Annotated in this window: 19 protein-coding genes; 11 read left to right on the forward strand and 8 right to left on the reverse strand. The window is 34.9% G+C overall.

Annotated elements, in window-relative coordinates:
- Window positions 1-13 precede the first annotated feature (13 nt).
- Entirely contained in the window at window positions 14-1,717 is a 1,704-nt protein-coding gene (locus BST93_RS01835; RefSeq protein ID WP_105017874.1) for a DUF6909 family protein, read from the reverse strand.
- Between the two features lie 188 nt (window positions 1,718-1,905).
- On the opposite strand from BST93_RS01835, the gene BST93_RS01840 reads away from it, so the two are divergent.
- Window positions 1,906-2,670, forward strand: coding sequence for an amidohydrolase (locus BST93_RS01840; RefSeq protein ID WP_105017875.1), 765 nt, complete (start codon window positions 1,906-1,908; stop codon window positions 2,668-2,670).
- On the opposite strand, the gene BST93_RS01845 is transcribed toward BST93_RS01840, so the two are convergent.
- Genes BST93_RS01845 through BST93_RS01865 form a run of 5 tightly spaced genes read right to left on the reverse strand, consistent with a single transcriptional unit; the run spans window position 2,657 to window position 7,670 of the window.
- On the reverse strand, window positions 2,657-4,255 hold the full coding sequence (locus BST93_RS01845; RefSeq protein WP_105017876.1) for an Ig-like domain-containing domain: 1,599 nt from the start codon (window positions 4,253-4,255) through the stop codon (window positions 2,657-2,659). The genes BST93_RS01840 and BST93_RS01845 overlap by 14 nt on opposite strands.
- Before the next feature lie 44 nt (window positions 4,256-4,299).
- Window positions 4,300-5,202, reverse strand: coding sequence for an oxygen-dependent coproporphyrinogen oxidase (gene hemF, locus BST93_RS01850; protein WP_105017877.1), 903 nt, complete (start codon window positions 5,200-5,202; stop codon window positions 4,300-4,302).
- Window positions 5,199-5,996 carry an EI24 domain-containing protein gene (locus BST93_RS01855; RefSeq protein WP_042276807.1) on the reverse strand — a complete coding sequence of 266 codons (798 nt, stop codon included), beginning with the start codon at window positions 5,994-5,996 and terminating at the stop codon, window positions 5,199-5,201. Before BST93_RS01855 ends, hemF begins: the two co-directional genes overlap by 4 nt.
- A 2-nt stretch (window positions 5,997-5,998) precedes the next feature.
- Window positions 5,999-7,021, reverse strand: a complete 1,023-nt coding sequence (hemE, locus tag BST93_RS01860) for a uroporphyrinogen decarboxylase (protein ID WP_042276810.1) — start codon at window positions 7,019-7,021, stop codon at window positions 5,999-6,001.
- Window positions 7,014-7,670 (reverse strand): uroporphyrinogen-III synthase, encoded by a 657-nt coding sequence (locus BST93_RS01865; protein ID WP_105017878.1) that lies wholly within the window; start codon window positions 7,668-7,670, stop codon window positions 7,014-7,016. The genes hemE and BST93_RS01865 overlap by 8 nt, the downstream gene beginning before the upstream one ends.
- 257 nt (window positions 7,671-7,927) lie before the next feature.
- Between BST93_RS01865 and BST93_RS01870 the strand changes: the two genes are divergently transcribed.
- The 8 genes from BST93_RS01870 (at window position 7,928) to BST93_RS01905 (ending at window position 13,193) form a co-directional block, all read left to right on the forward strand.
- Entirely contained in the window at window positions 7,928-8,536 is a 609-nt protein-coding gene (locus tag BST93_RS01870) for a Crp/Fnr family transcriptional regulator (protein ID WP_042276816.1), read from the forward strand.
- 22 nt (window positions 8,537-8,558) lie between these two features.
- Window positions 8,559-9,434, forward strand: coding sequence for a YicC/YloC family endoribonuclease (locus BST93_RS01875; RefSeq protein ID WP_105017879.1), 876 nt, complete (start codon window positions 8,559-8,561; stop codon window positions 9,432-9,434).
- Complete coding sequence (gene gmk, locus BST93_RS01880; protein WP_042276822.1) at window positions 9,434-10,030, forward strand: guanylate kinase; 597 nt, start codon at window positions 9,434-9,436, stop codon at window positions 10,028-10,030. Before BST93_RS01875 ends, gmk begins: the two co-directional genes overlap by 1 nt.
- The gene (gene nadD / locus BST93_RS01885; protein ID WP_105017880.1) at window positions 10,017-10,607 is read left to right on the forward strand and encodes a nicotinate (nicotinamide) nucleotide adenylyltransferase; all 591 of its coding nucleotides are present in this window, start codon (window positions 10,017-10,019) and stop codon (window positions 10,605-10,607) included. The genes gmk and nadD overlap by 14 nt, the downstream gene beginning before the upstream one ends.
- A gap of 110 nt (window positions 10,608-10,717) precedes the next feature.
- Entirely contained in the window at window positions 10,718-11,596 is an 879-nt protein-coding gene (locus tag BST93_RS01890; protein WP_105017881.1) for a cell division protein FtsX, read from the forward strand.
- A 15-nt stretch (window positions 11,597-11,611) separates the two neighbouring features.
- Window positions 11,612-11,884 carry a DUF3098 domain-containing protein gene (locus BST93_RS01895; protein WP_105017882.1) on the forward strand — a complete coding sequence of 91 codons (273 nt, stop codon included), beginning with the start codon at window positions 11,612-11,614 and terminating at the stop codon, window positions 11,882-11,884.
- Window positions 11,884-12,678, forward strand: coding sequence for an undecaprenyl-diphosphatase UppP (gene uppP, locus BST93_RS01900; protein WP_105017883.1), 795 nt, complete (start codon window positions 11,884-11,886; stop codon window positions 12,676-12,678). Before BST93_RS01895 ends, uppP begins: the two co-directional genes overlap by 1 nt.
- Window positions 12,679-12,680: 2 nt before the next feature.
- Window positions 12,681-13,193, forward strand: coding sequence for a DinB family protein (locus BST93_RS01905; RefSeq protein ID WP_105017884.1), 513 nt, complete (start codon window positions 12,681-12,683; stop codon window positions 13,191-13,193).
- 62 nt (window positions 13,194-13,255) lie between these two features.
- On the opposite strand, the gene BST93_RS01910 is transcribed toward BST93_RS01905, so the two are convergent.
- Both BST93_RS01910 and ahcY read right to left on the reverse strand, forming a co-directional pair.
- The gene (locus BST93_RS01910) at window positions 13,256-13,477 is read right to left on the reverse strand and encodes a hypothetical protein (RefSeq protein WP_042276832.1); all 222 of its coding nucleotides are present in this window, start codon (window positions 13,475-13,477) and stop codon (window positions 13,256-13,258) included.
- A 131-nt stretch (window positions 13,478-13,608) separates the two neighbouring features.
- Window positions 13,609-14,925: an adenosylhomocysteinase gene (ahcY, locus tag BST93_RS01915; protein ID WP_060523524.1), complete on the reverse strand. Its 1,317-nt coding sequence runs from the start codon at window positions 14,923-14,925 to the stop codon at window positions 13,609-13,611.
- Window positions 14,926-15,039: 114 nt separating this feature from the next.
- Between ahcY and BST93_RS01920 the strand changes: the two genes are divergently transcribed.
- On the forward strand, window positions 15,040-15,666 hold the full coding sequence (locus tag BST93_RS01920) for a 4'-phosphopantetheinyl transferase family protein (RefSeq protein ID WP_105017885.1): 627 nt from the start codon (window positions 15,040-15,042) through the stop codon (window positions 15,664-15,666).
- A 3-nt stretch (window positions 15,667-15,669) separates the two neighbouring features.
- On the forward strand, window positions 15,670-16,386 hold the full coding sequence (locus BST93_RS01925; protein ID WP_105017886.1) for a geranylgeranylglyceryl/heptaprenylglyceryl phosphate synthase: 717 nt from the start codon (window positions 15,670-15,672) through the stop codon (window positions 16,384-16,386).
- The last annotated feature ends 9 nt before the right edge of the window (window positions 16,387-16,395 follow it).

Consider the following 16,395-nt stretch of genomic DNA (forward strand, 5'->3'; position numbering starts at 1 on the left):
ATCGAAGAATTAATTACAGACTTTCCTCCATGATTTGTTCTAGGATTTTTTCGGTAATCACATATACCGGTTTTACTCCTAGTAAACCTAATCCACCACTTGCAAGAGTATGACCTGTTTTTAAAGGATTATCACTTGCATAGTAGGCATATCTTACTTTTACATCACGATTTATACTTCTACGTACCTGTGATGCAGACTGCACAGCTTTTTGGTAATGAGCACCTTCCATTTCTAGACCTATAACTCTCCAACTACTGGTGTGAAAAAACTCTAGTAAATCTTTGTTTTGTAGCGAGGTTCCTAGAACGGTAACCATACTTCCACTTACTATATTAATGCCATCTTCTTGTAAATCTTCTTCTGTAAGTTGATTTTCAAAAGGATAATTATCTGCTGTTCCTTCAAAAACATGAGCATCAGGTATCATGATGTCACCTTTATCACCGGTAAGAATACCTGCTTTACCCATTACATTAACGGATTTGACATTCATCTTGTGCTTAGTTCCGTTTTCATCGGTATACGGTTTAAGCAATTCATCCATCGTCTCAAATGCTTGCTCACCAAAGGCATAGTCCATTACGACAAGAACTGGTTTTGTGCTGTTATCGCTTTCGCGAAAGCGTACTGAACAAAAATCAACGTCCATGTAAGCACATTCACTGGTATCAAATATCTGCACATCGATATTAGTACCACTAGTATCTTTAAGTTCATACATACCATTGGTAACGGCATGTTTTTTTATACGGTCACGCAGGTTTTTATTTGCCTCGTCACTGAGTTTTGCAAAAAGAGACATGCGGTCAGTGTCTTTAAGCTGTTTTTGTAGGGCTTTTGGACCGTACAAGGAATTCATGACACTGTGCAAGTTGGCACTTATTATATGAATAGGTCTTTCGAATAAATTGTTATCGACTAAAAATTGCTTGATACGAGACGCCCAAATATCTCCATGGATGTGATGACCCAATCGTTCTCTAAGAACAGGAGAAAAGGTAATCAACCGTTTTTGCTCATCCAGAATTTCTTTTCTGGCAAGTGCTCCCATGTGATAAATTATACTGAGGAAGCGATTAGGATTATCAACTGTTGCAAATTTAGGATAGGTACTTTTCACCTCTTTAAAGGTTCTACCTAGAATGGTAGCGACGTGCGTCATTGCAATATCTTTCTCCTCTTGAGAAAGTTTCTTCTTTGTAACAGCATTTTCTAGACATTGCCAGTCTCTTGTAGTTTGTTTGTTCTCACCTACCATTACTTGCTTCATGATTTTATGAGATTCTATCATGAGAAAAGTAAGGTGAGTAAGTATGTCATAAATCTCTGATCTGCCACGAGTAACCTCAATATTCATTTGGTGATCGTCGATACGATAGCAATTACGTCTACGTTTAAGAGGAATTATAGGCTTAAAATGACTTTGCTCATAACCTTCATTACTGGTGAGATTGATGTAAGTACACTCTTCAATCCCTACAGGTAAACGATCCATAACATACAGTAAACCATCTAGTTCTACCTTTTCATCGGCGATGGATCCATAGATTTCAGGTTTTAGTGTAAGGAGTGATTCTCTTAACGATTCACCACTCACACCCATAGGTTTGTAAAATCCACGATTGAATAAATGTCTCATTGTGATGTACATGCGTTCAATCGCATTAGTACTTTCTTGAGCCTTAGTACGTGGTTGAATTTGGAATGATGCCATAAACTATTTTCTCGACAAAGATATTCTTTTTAAAAATCATAAAGTATTAAGAAATAGATAAGGCTTTGTTTTTCAATTGAAAAGTTTTCTATCATGCTAGTTTTTAATAGCCATGAAAGGCAAGGTATCGTACAAAACAATAACGTAATTTTAATGACATCAATTTTATAGGCACTTATTTTTAACGCATGAAAGTATCATTAATCCAAAGTGAACTAGTCTGGGAAAATCCTGTTGAGAATAAAAAGGTTTTTGACACCAAACTGATTAAACTCTATCAACAAACTGATCTGGTAGTGTTACCCGAAATGTTTACTACTGGTTTCTCTATGAATCCACAAGGTATTGCAAGTAATTACGAAATTTTAAACTATTTAAAAGTGCACGCCTCTAAAGGGAACTTTGCTATTTATGGCAGTGTAATGTACGCTACTGATACTGGATATGTAAATAGAGGAATTTTTATGAATCCCAATGGCGAGCATACATTTTATGATAAACGCCACACGTTTACTCTTGCAGGTGAACACAATGTTTATGATAAAGGAGAAGAGCCTGTGGTTGTTTCATTTAAAAATTGGAAAATCAATCTTCAAATATGTTATGATTTGCGTTTTCCTGTTTATTCTAGAAATACCAGCGACTATGACATATGTATTTATGTGGCTAACTGGCCTGTGCCTAGGGTAAACGCTTGGGATGCACTTTTAAAGGCTAGAGCGATTGAAAATATGTGTTATACAATAGGTGTTAACCGTACAGGAAAAGATGGTACAGGAATGGATTATAACGGACATTCACAGGTGTATGATGTCCTAGGTAAGGAGTTAATTGATGAACATCCTTGGGAGCAAAACGGAATAAAAACGGTTCTTTTAGATAAAAATCATATCTCACATTACAGAGATAAACTGAAGTTTCTACAAGATAGAGATAGGTTTAATTTATTATAACTGTTTGACGTAAGTCCCAGTTTGCCTGAAGTTTTTGTAATTCTGGAAAATACTCGACCTTTTCTGGTTGTTTGTTTTTGAAAAAATCTCCAGAATCATACCTACCATTATCATTGGAATCATAGATTAATCTAATGTAGTAGTTACCTGGAATTAAATAATTAAACTCAAGAGTTGTATTTTCTCTTGCAGTTTGTTGTTCTACAACCTCTAATTTTTCATCAACAATTTCCACTAGTATAGGAAACTCTTTCCCACCGGTCAATGTCACCCAGATGTTACCTAGTGAAGAGGATTTGTTTGTGTTGTATGTAAAATTAAGCGTGTCGATATTTTTTGCTCCAAAATAATCAGTGATTGCCTCGGGTAACATTTGTAATTTATACTTCTGGTTTTCTTGTGAGTCGATAGCTAATTCCAATTGATTTTTAAACCGGTCTAACTTAAAGTTAGTTTGAACCACGGCACTATCCTTATCAATTAATTTAAAAAGGTTTGTGTTGTAGTCTTCAATAGGAGTAGTGGCTGTAATCAAAATGTTTTTACCTATTCCAAACTTTCCAGACTTGCTTACTACCAGACTGTCTTTTTTCTCCTCTTTGTAGAATACCTTTACCGTATCTGTAAATTGTTTATAATAAGCATTAAATAAAACAGAATCCTTTATTACAGCAGGTTTTTGCCATATTTCAAGAGTATCCTTTTTTGTAAGTTTTGTAATGCGTAAATCACTTATAGGATAATCAGGTAGAGATTTCAGGTTAAGACTGTCTAACGGACCTGTATAACCTAAATCCCATCGTTGAGGGTTTTTAAATATGGGTTTTGTAATACTAGGTTCCTGCGCCTGCTTGAATAGTTTAAGTTCATACGTTTGATCGCTAGGAACAGTTATTAAGTCTGAAACAAAACCAATTTTATCACTGCTGGGATCAAATTTTAAATTACGATTATCCTCCTTTAAAGCAACCATTTTATAAGTACCAGCTTTGATATTATGCATGGTAAATGTTGACAGACTATCCAGTGTGTTAAGAACGTAATTAGGTTTACCTTTTGTGACTACCGTATCTATAAATTCTCCGTTTACTTCATATAGTAAAACGTTCACAAATTTTTCAGATTTGAATTTTAGGGCGTCAGTGATTTTTCCTTTTACGGTTAATGAATCAATTACATCTCCGGTACTAAACACATACCTGAAAAAAGGAAATGGATTTCCTTCATTGTTATCTACAATACTTTGTCCAAAATCCAACACATAAGTGGTATTGTCTTGAAGCGTATCTTTAATTTCAATGGTTAACTTTTTTGAAACTCCACCTTGAGGAGTTATCACAGGTTGGTATTCTAATGGCGGTGATACCACTAGTTGCTTTTGTAAATCTTTTAATTTGATGAACTCATCAAATTCTATTTCTATCACCTGATTTTTAAATCTAGTAGAATAATTATCAGGATAGGCCCTTAAAATAACAGGAGCTTCTTCATCTACCGGTCCACCAGTAGGACGACCACGTTTGGCACATGACAATACAGTAATGAGTAAAAGGACACCGCATAATCTGGCTAACAATGATTTCATGATAAGGAAACGCTTTAGGTAGTACAAAAGTATAAGTTATATATCTATACCCAGTTTTTAGGATTTTGGAGAACCTTTAGTAATTCATGTTCAGGGCTTTCTGGTACAGGATGGTGGTCGTATTTCCATTGAACATGTGGAGGCAAACTCATTAGAATACTTTCTATTCTTCCATTAGTTTTAAGTCCAAACAAGGTTCCTTTATCATGAACTAAATTGAATTCTACATAGCGACCTCGCCTTATTTCTTGCCAGTCTCTATGATTTTGATCATATTCCAGATCTTTACGTTTCTCCACTATTGGCACATAGGCTTCTAAGAAGTGACTGGCCATATCTATTTGAAAAGCATACCAATCTTCCCTTGTAAAACTCTCATTTGCTTTACAATAATCATAGAACAATCCTCCTATTCCTCGTGCCTCGTTACGATGACTATTGTGAAAATATTCGTCGCATTTTTTCTTAAAAAGGGTATAGTCTGCAACCTCGTGTCGATCACACACCATTTTACATATTTTGTGGAAATGCGTTGCATCCTCCTCAAATAAGTAATAGGGTGTAAGATCTAATCCACCACCGAACCAACTGTCGACTATCCTACCTTTTTCATCATACATTTCAAAATATCTAAAATTACAATGCACAGTAGGGACAAAAGGATTTTTAGGATGTAAAACCAAACTTAAACCTGTAGCATAAAAATCAACATCATTGACTTTAAAATAATTTTGCATGGACACTGGCAACGGGCCGTGAACAGCACTTATATTGACACCACCTTTTTCAAAGACAGCGCCGTTTTCAATGACACGTGATCTACCGCCACCACCTTCTTCTCGTTCCCATAAATCCTGCTTGAAAGAGGCTACTCCATCAAGTTTTTCAAGGGTTCCAGATATCGTATCTTGTAATTCTAAAATAAATGAATAGAATTTTTCTTTCATGAAGTTATTTCATTAATAGATTCACTTGTAGGCTCGATGGGAATGAACAGCTCTCGATCTTTCATTTCGTTAAGAGTTAATCTTGAAGCTGCAGTTACTGAAAAAGGCAATACTAGAATAACACCTATAATCGGTATTAATACCATTCCCATAAATACTAAACCATTACCTATAGCAAGGCCTCTACGTTGTTTTACAAATTTGACAGAATCGGCATATTTAAAATGACGCTCTAGTGTATAGTCCATGTTTCCAAACCCAGCATAATAGGCTTGAACGATAAACGCAATGATGGTAAATACAATACCAACTACAGGAATAAAACTCAGTAATAATAAAGGTATTGTTAGTAACAATTCATAACCTAGGTTACGCACATTAATGCGTAAACCACGCCAAAGCTGTTCTAGATTATTAGTATTTCTATGAGGATAAGTATGAGTGTAATTAGGGTAAAGGTGCTTTTCAATACGTTCTGAAACAGGAGACATAAAAGGAGCGCTTAATATCATAACCACATGCTTGTAAAGGATTAAACCAATGATTATTATGATAGCTCCGCTTATCCATTCGGCAATGGTGTGAAAGGTTTGTGAGCCCGTTTCCCATATCCATAATTTATCCATAATATTGGCTAGGTTATCGCTCAACCCATAGGCAGCAAATCCAATTCCTACAAAGAAGAAAAAGCTTATAAGCATGGGTACCAAAAAGAATTGCCAAAGATTAAGCTTACTAATCAAAGCAAATCCATCAGAATAGGCCTTAATACCCTTCCAAACATTTTTAAACATTATTATGCGTATTCTTTAACCGCGTCTACAAATGCTTGTGCATTTTCAACGGGTATATTAGGTAAAATTCCATGACCTAAATTTACTACATATTTGTCTTTACCAAATTCATCAATCATCTCCTTCACCATTTTTTTAATAGTTGCTGGTGGAGATAATAGTCTCGATGGATCAAAGTTTCCTTGTAATGTTATATCGCCACCTGTCAAGTACCTAGCATTTCTTGCACTACAGGTCCAATCTACTCCTAGTGCACTAGCACCACTACGCGACATTTCTTGTAAGGCAAACCAGCATCCTTTACCAAAAACGATCACCTCGGTAAGTGGTTTTAATGCGTCAATTATTTGTTGGATATATTGAAACGAAAATTCTTGATAATCAACCGGCGAAAGCATTCCACCCCATGAATCAAAAACTTGAACAGCATTAACACCATGTTTTACTTTTTCTTTAAGGTAAGCAATGGTAGTATCAGTTATACGTTGCAGTAAATCATGAGCAGCTTCTGGTTGTGTAAAACAAAACTCTTTGGCCTTGTCAAAGTTTTTACTTCCTTGTCCTTGAACACAATAGCATAAAATCGTCCAAGGTGATCCAGCAAATCCAATTAATGGCACTCTGTCATCCAGAACTTTTTTAGTCATGTCGATGGCTTCCATCACGTAACTAAGCGCATCACTCACATCTGGCACCACTACTCTGTCTAGATCCTTAACAGTTCTTATAGGGTCTGGCAGCCATGGTCCTACACCAGCTCTCATTTCTACATCGATATTCATCGCTTGTGGTATAACCAGGATATCAGAAAACAGTATAGCTGCATCGGTACCTATTTGATCAATAGGCATAACAGTAATTTCGGTAGCCAATTCCGGAGTTTGACATCGTGTGAAAAAATCATATTTTTCTTTAAGCTTCATAAAGTCTGGCAGGTATCTTCCTGCTTGTCTCATCATCCATACTGGTGGACGTTCTACGGTTTCACCTTTAAGAGCTTTAAGAAATAAATCGTTTTTAATCATTTTTGTATGTCTTTAATACTGTTTTAATTACGTGTGTTACACTAGGTTCTTCAGCTACTATTACCGTTTTAAAGAAATTTCTAGCAGCTGTTGCTGTCGTTTCTCCTATACAAATTGCAGTAGAGGTATTTGTTGAGTTCGCTTTCGCGAAAGCGTAAACACCACGAGGACTGTAACACAAAACGACGTCAAAAGTACAACTGAAGCTTTTTTTCACCATAATTGTATCATAGACATAAATCTCGTTATACGATATTTTATTGTCGGTTAAGGTATCGGGAAGCTCATTCCGTCGATGAGGTGATGTTAGATAATCAAACTTAGTATTGTGGTAGTGTGCGCAAATGTGGTGAGCAAGCTCTTTTGCATTATGATGAGTGACAACAACGTTATAACCATTTTCTTGAAGTAAGGATGACGTGTTTATTCCTACACAGTAACAAGAAACTAATTGTGAATCATAATTCTTTTTAAGAAAAGGAATGGCATTTTGTGAGGTAATGATAATATGATTATTTCTTAAAGAAACTCTAGGTGAAAGCAGTACCTTTTTTAAAGGTTCTAAATCAACGACGTTGTCAAATATATCAAGGAGCTGATTTTTGTGTTCATTAGAAAGGCTTTTTAGAGATAGAATTCTTGATTTCATTGTATGCAAAATAAGTCAAATGTAGGCTTAGACCACTTGAAATCGACAAATTTTGCAATGTTGAGGTGCTCTTGTCTGAAAAAATTATTTCTTTATTGTGTATTTCGTCGATAATCTATACTCTTTTGTCTACTATATAAAAAAGGTTTAACATATGTTTTCTAGATGAGTATATAAGACATTTTTTTGTCTTTCAAAATAGGTATATTGCAAATGTATGCCTAATAAAAAGTTAATAAACTCCTAATTATTATCATATGGAATTGCCCTCTTTTTTACATGATTTGACAGGTGATGAAGGAAGACCGTCATTAGAGTACGCAAATGAAATCTTCGGATTATTAGAGGTAAAAAAAGTTAAGAAAAGGGACATTTTACTGCATTTAGGTGAAGTGTCCAGTCATATTTATGTAGTTAAAAAAGGCGTACTTAAAGGTAGCATTATTGACGAAAAAGGTGACCTTCATACTGTAAGATTTGTTGCCGATGGTGATGTGATGACCGCGATGTATAGTTTTATTGATCAAAAACCCAGCGATCTACAAATTGAATGTGTAGAAAGCGGTGAGGTTTTATGTTTTCAATATGAAGACTTTGAGTACATGAGTAAGCTGTATCCCGGTCTAGAGCCGGCCTTTCACAAAATAATGCTTAAGCGTTATCAATCCATGCTAGATGAAAAATCTAGAATGATTAGTCATGATGCCACAACTAGATATTTGAAGTTTGTAGAACGATATGAGCCTATAGTTCACAGACTACCATTGAAGGAAATCGCATCATTTTTAGGAATTCGCCAGCAATCATTAAGTAGATTACGCAATAAGCTAGAGCAAGATAAGATGACTGAGCAGCATTCTGTTTAGTATCTTTGTCCAAAATTGTTCTATGATTATTTCCATGACCGGTTATGGAAAAGCTGTTACACAGCTTTCTGATAAAAAAATCACAGTAGAGATAAGGACTCTTAACAGCAAAAATCTTGACTTAAACCTACGGATGAGCAATGCTTATCGTGAAACCGAGCTAGATTTACGTAAAAATGCTGCCAAAATTCTAAAACGAGGTAAGGTAGATTTTTCTTTACATGTCGAAGATTCTGGTGCTGCTTCAATTCCTGCTTTGAATATTGAAGTTATAGATACTTACTTAAAGCAATTAGAGCAAATTGAACTAGTTAAAGCAACTTCTACAAATCATAAAATTGACTTACTTAAAGTAATCTCTCAATTTCCTGATATTTTCAAACCTCAAGACGATGATCTTTCTGACGAGGTTAAAGAAACTATTTTCTCAACTGCTCAAGAAGCAATCGAGGCCGCAATGGAGTTTAGAAAATCCGAAGGAAACCAGTTAGAATTTGATTTTAACTCGCGTATATCTACACTTACAAACTTACTTAACGAGGTGATTACAATCGATGAAGAGCGATTGAAAGATGTAAGAGTAAGATTAGAAAAGGCTGTAAAAGAAGTTAAAGAAGAGGTTGATTCTAATAGGTTTGAGCAGGAACTAATTTATTATTTAGAAAAATACGATATCACCGAGGAGAAAGTAAGGCTTAAGAATCATCTTAATTATTTTGTAGAAACAATGAAACAACCAGTTTCTCAAGGTAAAAAGTTAGGTTTTATTTCTCAAGAAATAGGTCGTGAGATTAACACTATTGGTAGCAAGGCAAATCATGCACCTATGCAAAAGCTAGTAGTACAAATGAAAGACGAGCTGGAAAAGATTAAAGAACAACTTCTCAACGTATTATAATGACTACACAACCCAAATTAATAGTGTTTAGCGCGCCTTCTGGAGCTGGAAAAACAACACTTGTGAAGTACTTATTACAACAACCTGAGCTTAATTTGGCCTTTTCAATTAGTGCTGCATCTAGAGAAGCAAGAGGTGAAGAGCAACATGGTAAAGATTATTACTTTCTAGGCATTGAAGAGTTTAAAAACCGTATTAGAAACAAAGAATTTCTTGAATTTGAAGAGGTTTATAAGGATCAGTTTTATGGAACTTTAAAGAAAGAGGTAGAACGTTTATGGGCCTTAGGTAAAAATGTAATTTTTGATATTGACGTGGTTGGTGGATTGCGATTGAAAAGTAAGTATCCAGAACGTTGTCTGGCTGTTTTTGTAAAGCCGCCGTCAATCAACGAGTTGCAAAAGAGGTTAAAAGGTCGTAAAACAGAAAGCCCTGAGAAAATAGCTATGCGAGTGGCTAAAGCCAGTACGGAAATGGCAACAGCGCCTCAATTTGACGTGATCGTTGAAAATAATGACCTTGAAAAAGCAAAGCTCAAAAGTTACAATTTAGTCAAAGAGTTTATTTCACAGTCCATTAAAGATGAAGAAGAATAGAATAGGACTTTATTTTGGTACGTTCAATCCTGTTCACATAGGACATCTTGCTATTGCAAATTATCTGGTAGAATTTGGTGATATTGACCAAGTATGGATGGTAGTTACACCACATAATCCTCATAAAAAGAAACAAAACTTGTTAGATGATTATCAAAGATTACATATGGTTCATCTAGCAACTGAGGAATATGAAAAAATTACAGCAAGCAATGTTGAATTTGGTCTACCACAACCTAATTATACCGTTCATACACTTGCACATCTTACTGAAAAGTATCCTGATAAAGAGTTTGTACTCATTATGGGTGAGGATAACTTGAAAAGTTTACACAAATGGAAAAATTACGAGGTAATATTAGAAGATTATTCCATTATAGTGTATCCTAGAATAGGTGATGGACAGATTCCTGATCGTTTTAAAAACCACCAAAAAATTACCAGGATTGACGCTCCAATTATGGAAATCTCTTCTACCATGATAAGAAATGGAATTAAAGAAGGAAAAGATTTAAGATACTACATGCATCATGATGTATTTAATTACGTTGATGAGATGCATTTTTATAGAAAATAACTCAATATTGACTCAATGGTTGACGTTAAAATCTTTAGCATTAACTAAATAAAATAAGTATAGGGAAATATTACTTTGTTATTTTTGTTTTAATAAGATTTTTAATCAATATGTCACACCCGTCAAGTTATCAAAAACGCAGATTATTTAGTTCCTATTTTTGGGTGGTGGTAAGTTTGTTTTTGGTACTGTTTTTATTAGGATTACAAGGCTTTTTACTTTTAAACAGTCAGCAACTAGCTAACTATTTTAGGGAACAAATTCCAATGAGTATTTATTTTAAAGATACTGCAAAGGATTTGGAAATGAAACAACTAGAAACTACGTTACAAATGGCTGATTATACAAAAAGTGCTGTTTTTGTAAGTAGTGAAGAAGGTGCAAAGAAAACTCAAGAGAGTTTAGGGGAAAATTTTGTGGAACAATTAGGTGGTTTTAATCCGATACCGAATAGTATTGATATACGATTAAATGCTCAATATGTTACACAGACTGATATAGATACTATTGTAGAAGAACTGTCTTCAAAACCTTATATTCAAGAGATTAGATATGACAAACCACTGGTGTCTTTACTTAATCAAAATGTAAAAAAGATTTCATTTTACATGCTTATCTTGAGTGGTGTTTTTGTTTTAATCGCGTTTTTATTGATTAATTCATCGATTAGATTATCTGTATACGCTAAACGTTTTACCATCAAAACTATGCAAATGGTTGGCGCAACAAAAGGTTTTATTAGAAGGCCATTTATTTGGACTAGCTTAAAGCTAGGTTTAATCGGTTCTATCTTAGCTCTTGCTGCCTTGTCGGTTGTAGTTTATTATGCAGACCGATTAGTGCCTGAATTAAGTATTCTTGAAAATTATGAGATGCTTGGATTATTGATTGCTGGTGTTATTGGTTTTGGACTATTGATCAGTTTGATAAGCACCTTTTTTGCCACGACCAGATATTTAAATTTAAGAACAGATCAACTCTATTATTAATCAACTATTTCACATATGAATAACGATCAGAAAGATATCAAAAGCGACGAGCAAAACTTGAAGCCTAAAGTAGAGTTCCTGTTTAAAAAGAAAAACTACTTATGGATGATTATAGGTCTAGTAGTAATTGCTACAGGTTTCATCTTAATGTCTGGAGGCGCTTCTAGTGATCCTAATGTTTTTAATGAAGAAATATTCTCATGGAGAAGAATCAGGTTAGCTCCGGCAATTGTTATTCTAGGCTTTGGTATTGAGGTTTATGCTATTTTATTAAACCCAGATAAGTAATGGAATTAGTTGATGCGATTATTCTAGGAGTAATACAAGGTCTTACTGAGTTTCTCCCAGTGTCTTCCAGTGGCCATATAGAGTTAGGAAAAGCAATTTTAGACACGCAAGTACAAGATCCAGATGAAAATTTACTATTTACAGTTCTTGTACATTTTGCAACAGCATTGAGCACTATTATTGTTTTTAGAAAGGACATTTTTGAATTATTTAAAGGCATATTTCAATTTAAATGGAATGAAGAGTTTCTATTTGCTCTTAAAATTGTATTGTCAATGATTCCTGCGGTGATAGTAGGTTTATTTTTTGAAGAGCAACTAGAGTCCCTTTTTTCAGGTAATGTATTATTAGTAGGCTTTATGCTTATTATTACAGGTTTACTGCTGTTCCTGGCTGGTAAAGCAAGGGATACAAATAAAAATGTTTCTTGGAAAGATGCTGTAATAATTGGAGTTTCTCAGGCAATTGCAATGTTACCTGGTATTTCCCGTAGCGGTGCTACTATTAGTACTAGTGTCCTATTAGGAAACGACAGGACTAAAGCTGCAAGGTTTTCATTTTTAATGGTTGTTCCTTTAATATTTGGGAAAATTGCCAAAGATCTCTTAGGTGGTAAAATAGAATTTCAAGCAGATCAAAATTTACCTTTAATTGCTGGTTTTATAGCTGCGTTTGTAACAGGATGGATAGCATGTAAATGGATGATTAAGTTAGTTAAAAAAGCAAAACTACATTACTTCTCATATTACTGCTTTGCAGTAGGGCTTATTGCTATAATCGCTCACTTTATATAATTATGAGACTTTTCCTTACAGCACTACTAATAGTAACTACTAACCTAATTATGGCACAACAATCTACGGTAAAAGGTGCTTTTCTTGAAAAATGGAATAATTCAAAAGAATATTTAGTAGAAATAGCTCAATCAATGCCAGAGGAGTTATACAATTATAGACCTACTGAACGAGAGATGACTTTTAAAGGACAATTACTTCATGTAATTGGTAATATGAAATGGTTGAGTACAAGTTACTTTTCAAATGAAAAATTTGAAAGGGAAACCTATGATCCTAACTTAAGTAAGCAGCAGGTCCTAGAGTTGTTAGAAGCAACTTTTGATGAGGTTTATCAAAGAATTGAATCGACTTCAGAGTCTGAATTATCGGTCGAGGTAGATTTCTTTGCGGGTAAAAAATCTAAATTACAAATCTTGAATCTGCTTCAAGATCACGTTACTCATCATAGAGGACAATTGATTGTTTATATTAATATGAAGGGAATAAAACCACCAAGATATGTGGGATGGTAAATAATTTAAAAACGAATAAATAAAAAGCCCAGTTTAAAAAACTGGGCTTTAATATTCTTAGATTACACTTGTATTTTAGGATTAAGTCGCTTCTCGATTTTCTGCTTTTTAGCTGTAAGTTCTTTCATTAATTCCATTAACTCAGGATCCTTAGATTCCTTAAATAAATCATTAACTCCTAGTACAAGCCTTTTAGCTTCTCTCGATGCGTGTACGCGGTCACTTGTTGACATGTTGCTCATAGAGCTGTCTAACCATTCACGAGCTTCTTCAATTATTGTCATACTGCTTCAATCTTTTTAGTGCATTTAGTGAATTGAAAATCAAAACTTAAACACATTAATTTATACATAATGTCGCAATGTAACGTATTTAATTTTAATTTTTCAGCTAAAATTTTCTTAATTAAGATAATTTAATATCTGTAATATTCAGGTTTGAATGGACCTTTAACTTCTACACCTATATATTTTGCTTGGTCTTGACGTAGTTCAGTTAATTCTGCACCTATTCTTTGCAAGTGTAATTCAGCTACCTTTTCATCGAGATGTTTCGGTAACATGTAAACCTCATTTTTATAATTTTCACTGTTGTTCCATAACTCGATTTGAGCTAAAGTTTGGTTAGTGAAGGAATTACTCATTACAAAACTAGGGTGACCAGTAGCACAACCTAGGTTTACTAAACGACCTTCTGCAAGTAAAATAATATCCTTACCATCGATAGTATACTTGTCTACCTGTGGTTTGATTTCTACCTTAGTATCTCCGTAATTGTCATTCAAAAAGGCAACATCAATCTCGTTGTCAAAGTGTCCAATATTACAAACAATCACTTTATCACGCATTGCTTTAAAATGCTCACCTCTTACGATGTCTTTGTTTCCAGTAGTAGTTATTACAACATCAGCATTACCAACAACCGATTCTAACTTTTTCACCTCAAAACCATCCATCGCCGCTTGTAAAGCACAAATAGGATCTATTTCGGTCACTGTAACTATTGAACCAGCACCGCGGAATGAAGCAGCAGTACCCTTACCTACATCACCATATCCACAAACCACAACACGCTTTCCAGCTAGCATCGTGTCAGTAGCTCTACGTACGGCGTCAACAGCACTTTCTCTACATCCGTATTTGTTATCAAATTTTGATTTGGTAACAGAGTCATTTACGTTAATAGCAGGCATTACAAGAGTTCCGTTTTTCATACGTTCGTATAAACGATGTACTCCAGTTGTAGTTTCTTCTGAAAGACCTTTGATTCCTTTAGCTAACTCTGGATACTCATCAAAAACCATGTTCGTTAAATCACCACCATCATCTAATATCATGTTAAGCGGTTCACGATCTTCACCAAAGAACAAAGTTTGTTCTATACACCAGTTAAACTCTTCTTCAGTCATACCTTTCCATGCGTATACAGGAATTCCAGCAGCAGCGATTGCAGCAGCAGCATGATCCTGTGTAGAGAAAATGTTACAAGAAGACCAAGTTACATCAGCTCCTAAGGCAACTAAAGTTTCTATAAGAACTGCAGTTTGAATTGTCATGTGTAGACATCCTGCGATGCGAGCTCCTTTCAAAGGTTGCTCATCTTTATATTCTTCCCTTAACGCCATTAAACCAGGCATTTCTGCCTCAGCTAGTTCAATTTCTAGACGACCGTATTCGGCTAGTGACATGTCCTTTACTTTGTAAGGAACATAAGGTACTTTTGTATCACTCATAATTGTAAAATATTTAAGCTTGTTTGATAAAAACACTGTTTATAATCAGTAATTTACAAGCCTTTATTATTTATTAAATTGCGGCAGCAAAGCTACTAAAAAACTGCCATATTAATGCCTCTTTACAAAACCCTTAACAACAGACACAACACGGTTGTTCATATTTGGAAAATCACAGAAACTGAAGCCCAGTTACGCTCGGGAATTACCCTAAGTGAAAACAGTAAACAACGGTTGTTGACCATGAGCTCAGAGTTACATAGAAGAGGTTTCTTGAGTATACGTCATTTATTACATGTAGCTGGTTATACAGACCTTGATTTGTTCTATGATGATAAAGGTAAACCGCATCTTAATGATGGAAAATTCATCTCAATAACGCACAGTTATGAGTTCACGGCAATAATAGTGAGCGATGCTCCTGTAGGGATCGATATTGAGAAAAAAAGAGAGAAAATTAAACGCATTGCTAAAAAGTTTATCAAATACGAAAACACCTGTGTTTATAATAGTTCACAACAAGTCAAATTACTGACCATCATTTGGGGTGCAAAGGAATCGATGTACAAATTGTATGGGTCAAAGGGATTGGGATTTAAAGCTCATTGTCAGGTAGAACCTATCGATTTTTCTCATCCTAAGTCACGCTGTAGCATTAATTTTAATGGTGAATCAAGTTATTACGACTTGTTTTATTTGGGTTTTGAGAACTTTATGATGGTTTACGTTATTCCTGCTTAATTTATGGATTGGGTATCTCGCATTAAGTCAGGTAGATCGTTAGCCATTTTAATTGATCCAGAAAAGACTGCTGTTGATTACGCTTTCGCGAAAGCGATATCTAAAAAAGCATTTTCTTTAAAAAAGAAATTGAACCTAAATGAGGTGTTTTTCTTTATAGGAGGTAGCACTATGGAAATTGATCTAGATAAATGGTTAAAGGAATTTAAAGGTCTAGTTACGCTACCTGTAATTATTTTTCCTGGATCTCACGAGCAAGTCTCTATTCATTGTGACGCCTTGCTGTATTTACAATTCATGAGCAGTCGCAATGCGCAGTACCTCATTGAAGAACAAATTAAAAGTGCACTTTTCATAAAACAACATAAGATAGTTACCATCCCTACATCTTATTTACTGATTGATGGAGGAAAGTCTACAGCTGTACAACGTGTTACGAACTCACAACCCTACAAGCAAACAGATATAGAATTAATCACAGCGACAACGGTTGCTGGAGAACTTTTGGGGCACAAACTAGTTTATCTAGAAGCTGGTAGCGGTGCTGTCATACCTGTTGCAGCTGGTATTATTGAAAAAGTAAAGAGTAGTTGTTCACTGCCTATAATAGTAGGTGGAGGATTGCGTGATGTAAGTCAAATTGAACGAGCGTTTACTGCCGGTGCTAGTTTGTGCGTAGTAGGAACTGCGATTGAGGAAAATGTGGAATGGATGGACTAAGTTTGCAAT

Origin of the sequence: Nonlabens tegetincola (assembly GCF_002954355.1) — a bacterium.
GTDB classification, from domain to species: domain Bacteria; phylum Bacteroidota; class Bacteroidia; order Flavobacteriales; family Flavobacteriaceae; genus Nonlabens; species Nonlabens tegetincola.

What these genes read in the sequence shown, in the direction of transcription:
- nadD (WP_105017880.1), top strand. Translation starts at nt 10,017, where the DNA reads ATGAAGAAGAATAGAATAGGACTTTATTTTGGTACGTTCAATCCTGTT.
- hemF (WP_105017877.1), bottom strand. Translation starts at nt 5,202, where the DNA reads ATGAAAGAAAAATTCTATTCATTTATTTTAGAATTACAAGATACGATA.
- BST93_RS01845 (WP_105017876.1), bottom strand. Translation starts at nt 4,255, where the DNA reads ATGAAATCATTGTTAGCCAGATTATGCGGTGTCCTTTTACTCATTACT.
- uppP (WP_105017883.1), top strand. Translation starts at nt 11,884, where the DNA reads ATGGAATTAGTTGATGCGATTATTCTAGGAGTAATACAAGGTCTTACT.
- BST93_RS01865 (WP_105017878.1), bottom strand. Translation starts at nt 7,670, where the DNA reads ATGAAATCAAGAATTCTATCTCTAAAAAGCCTTTCTAATGAACACAAA.
- hemE (WP_042276810.1), bottom strand. Translation starts at nt 7,021, where the DNA reads ATGATTAAAAACGATTTATTTCTTAAAGCTCTTAAAGGTGAAACCGTA.
- BST93_RS01910 (WP_042276832.1), bottom strand. Translation starts at nt 13,477, where the DNA reads ATGACAATAATTGAAGAAGCTCGTGAATGGTTAGACAGCTCTATGAGC.
- BST93_RS01855 (WP_042276807.1), bottom strand. Translation starts at nt 5,996, where the DNA reads ATGTTTAAAAATGTTTGGAAGGGTATTAAGGCCTATTCTGATGGATTT.
- BST93_RS01895 (WP_105017882.1), top strand. Translation starts at nt 11,612, where the DNA reads ATGAATAACGATCAGAAAGATATCAAAAGCGACGAGCAAAACTTGAAG.
- BST93_RS01870 (WP_042276816.1), top strand. Translation starts at nt 7,928, where the DNA reads ATGGAATTGCCCTCTTTTTTACATGATTTGACAGGTGATGAAGGAAGA.
- ahcY (WP_060523524.1), bottom strand. Translation starts at nt 14,925, where the DNA reads ATGAGTGATACAAAAGTACCTTATGTTCCTTACAAAGTAAAGGACATG.
- BST93_RS01835 (WP_105017874.1), bottom strand. Translation starts at nt 1,717, where the DNA reads ATGGCATCATTCCAAATTCAACCACGTACTAAGGCTCAAGAAAGTACT.
- BST93_RS01875 (WP_105017879.1), top strand. Translation starts at nt 8,559, where the DNA reads ATGATTATTTCCATGACCGGTTATGGAAAAGCTGTTACACAGCTTTCT.
- BST93_RS01840 (WP_105017875.1), top strand. Translation starts at nt 1,906, where the DNA reads ATGAAAGTATCATTAATCCAAAGTGAACTAGTCTGGGAAAATCCTGTT.
- BST93_RS01920 (WP_105017885.1), top strand. Translation starts at nt 15,040, where the DNA reads ATGCCTCTTTACAAAACCCTTAACAACAGACACAACACGGTTGTTCAT.
- gmk (WP_042276822.1), top strand. Translation starts at nt 9,434, where the DNA reads ATGACTACACAACCCAAATTAATAGTGTTTAGCGCGCCTTCTGGAGCT.
- BST93_RS01925 (WP_105017886.1), top strand. Translation starts at nt 15,670, where the DNA reads ATGGATTGGGTATCTCGCATTAAGTCAGGTAGATCGTTAGCCATTTTA.
- BST93_RS01890 (WP_105017881.1), top strand. Translation starts at nt 10,718, where the DNA reads ATGTCACACCCGTCAAGTTATCAAAAACGCAGATTATTTAGTTCCTAT.
- BST93_RS01905 (WP_105017884.1), top strand. Translation starts at nt 12,681, where the DNA reads ATGAGACTTTTCCTTACAGCACTACTAATAGTAACTACTAACCTAATT.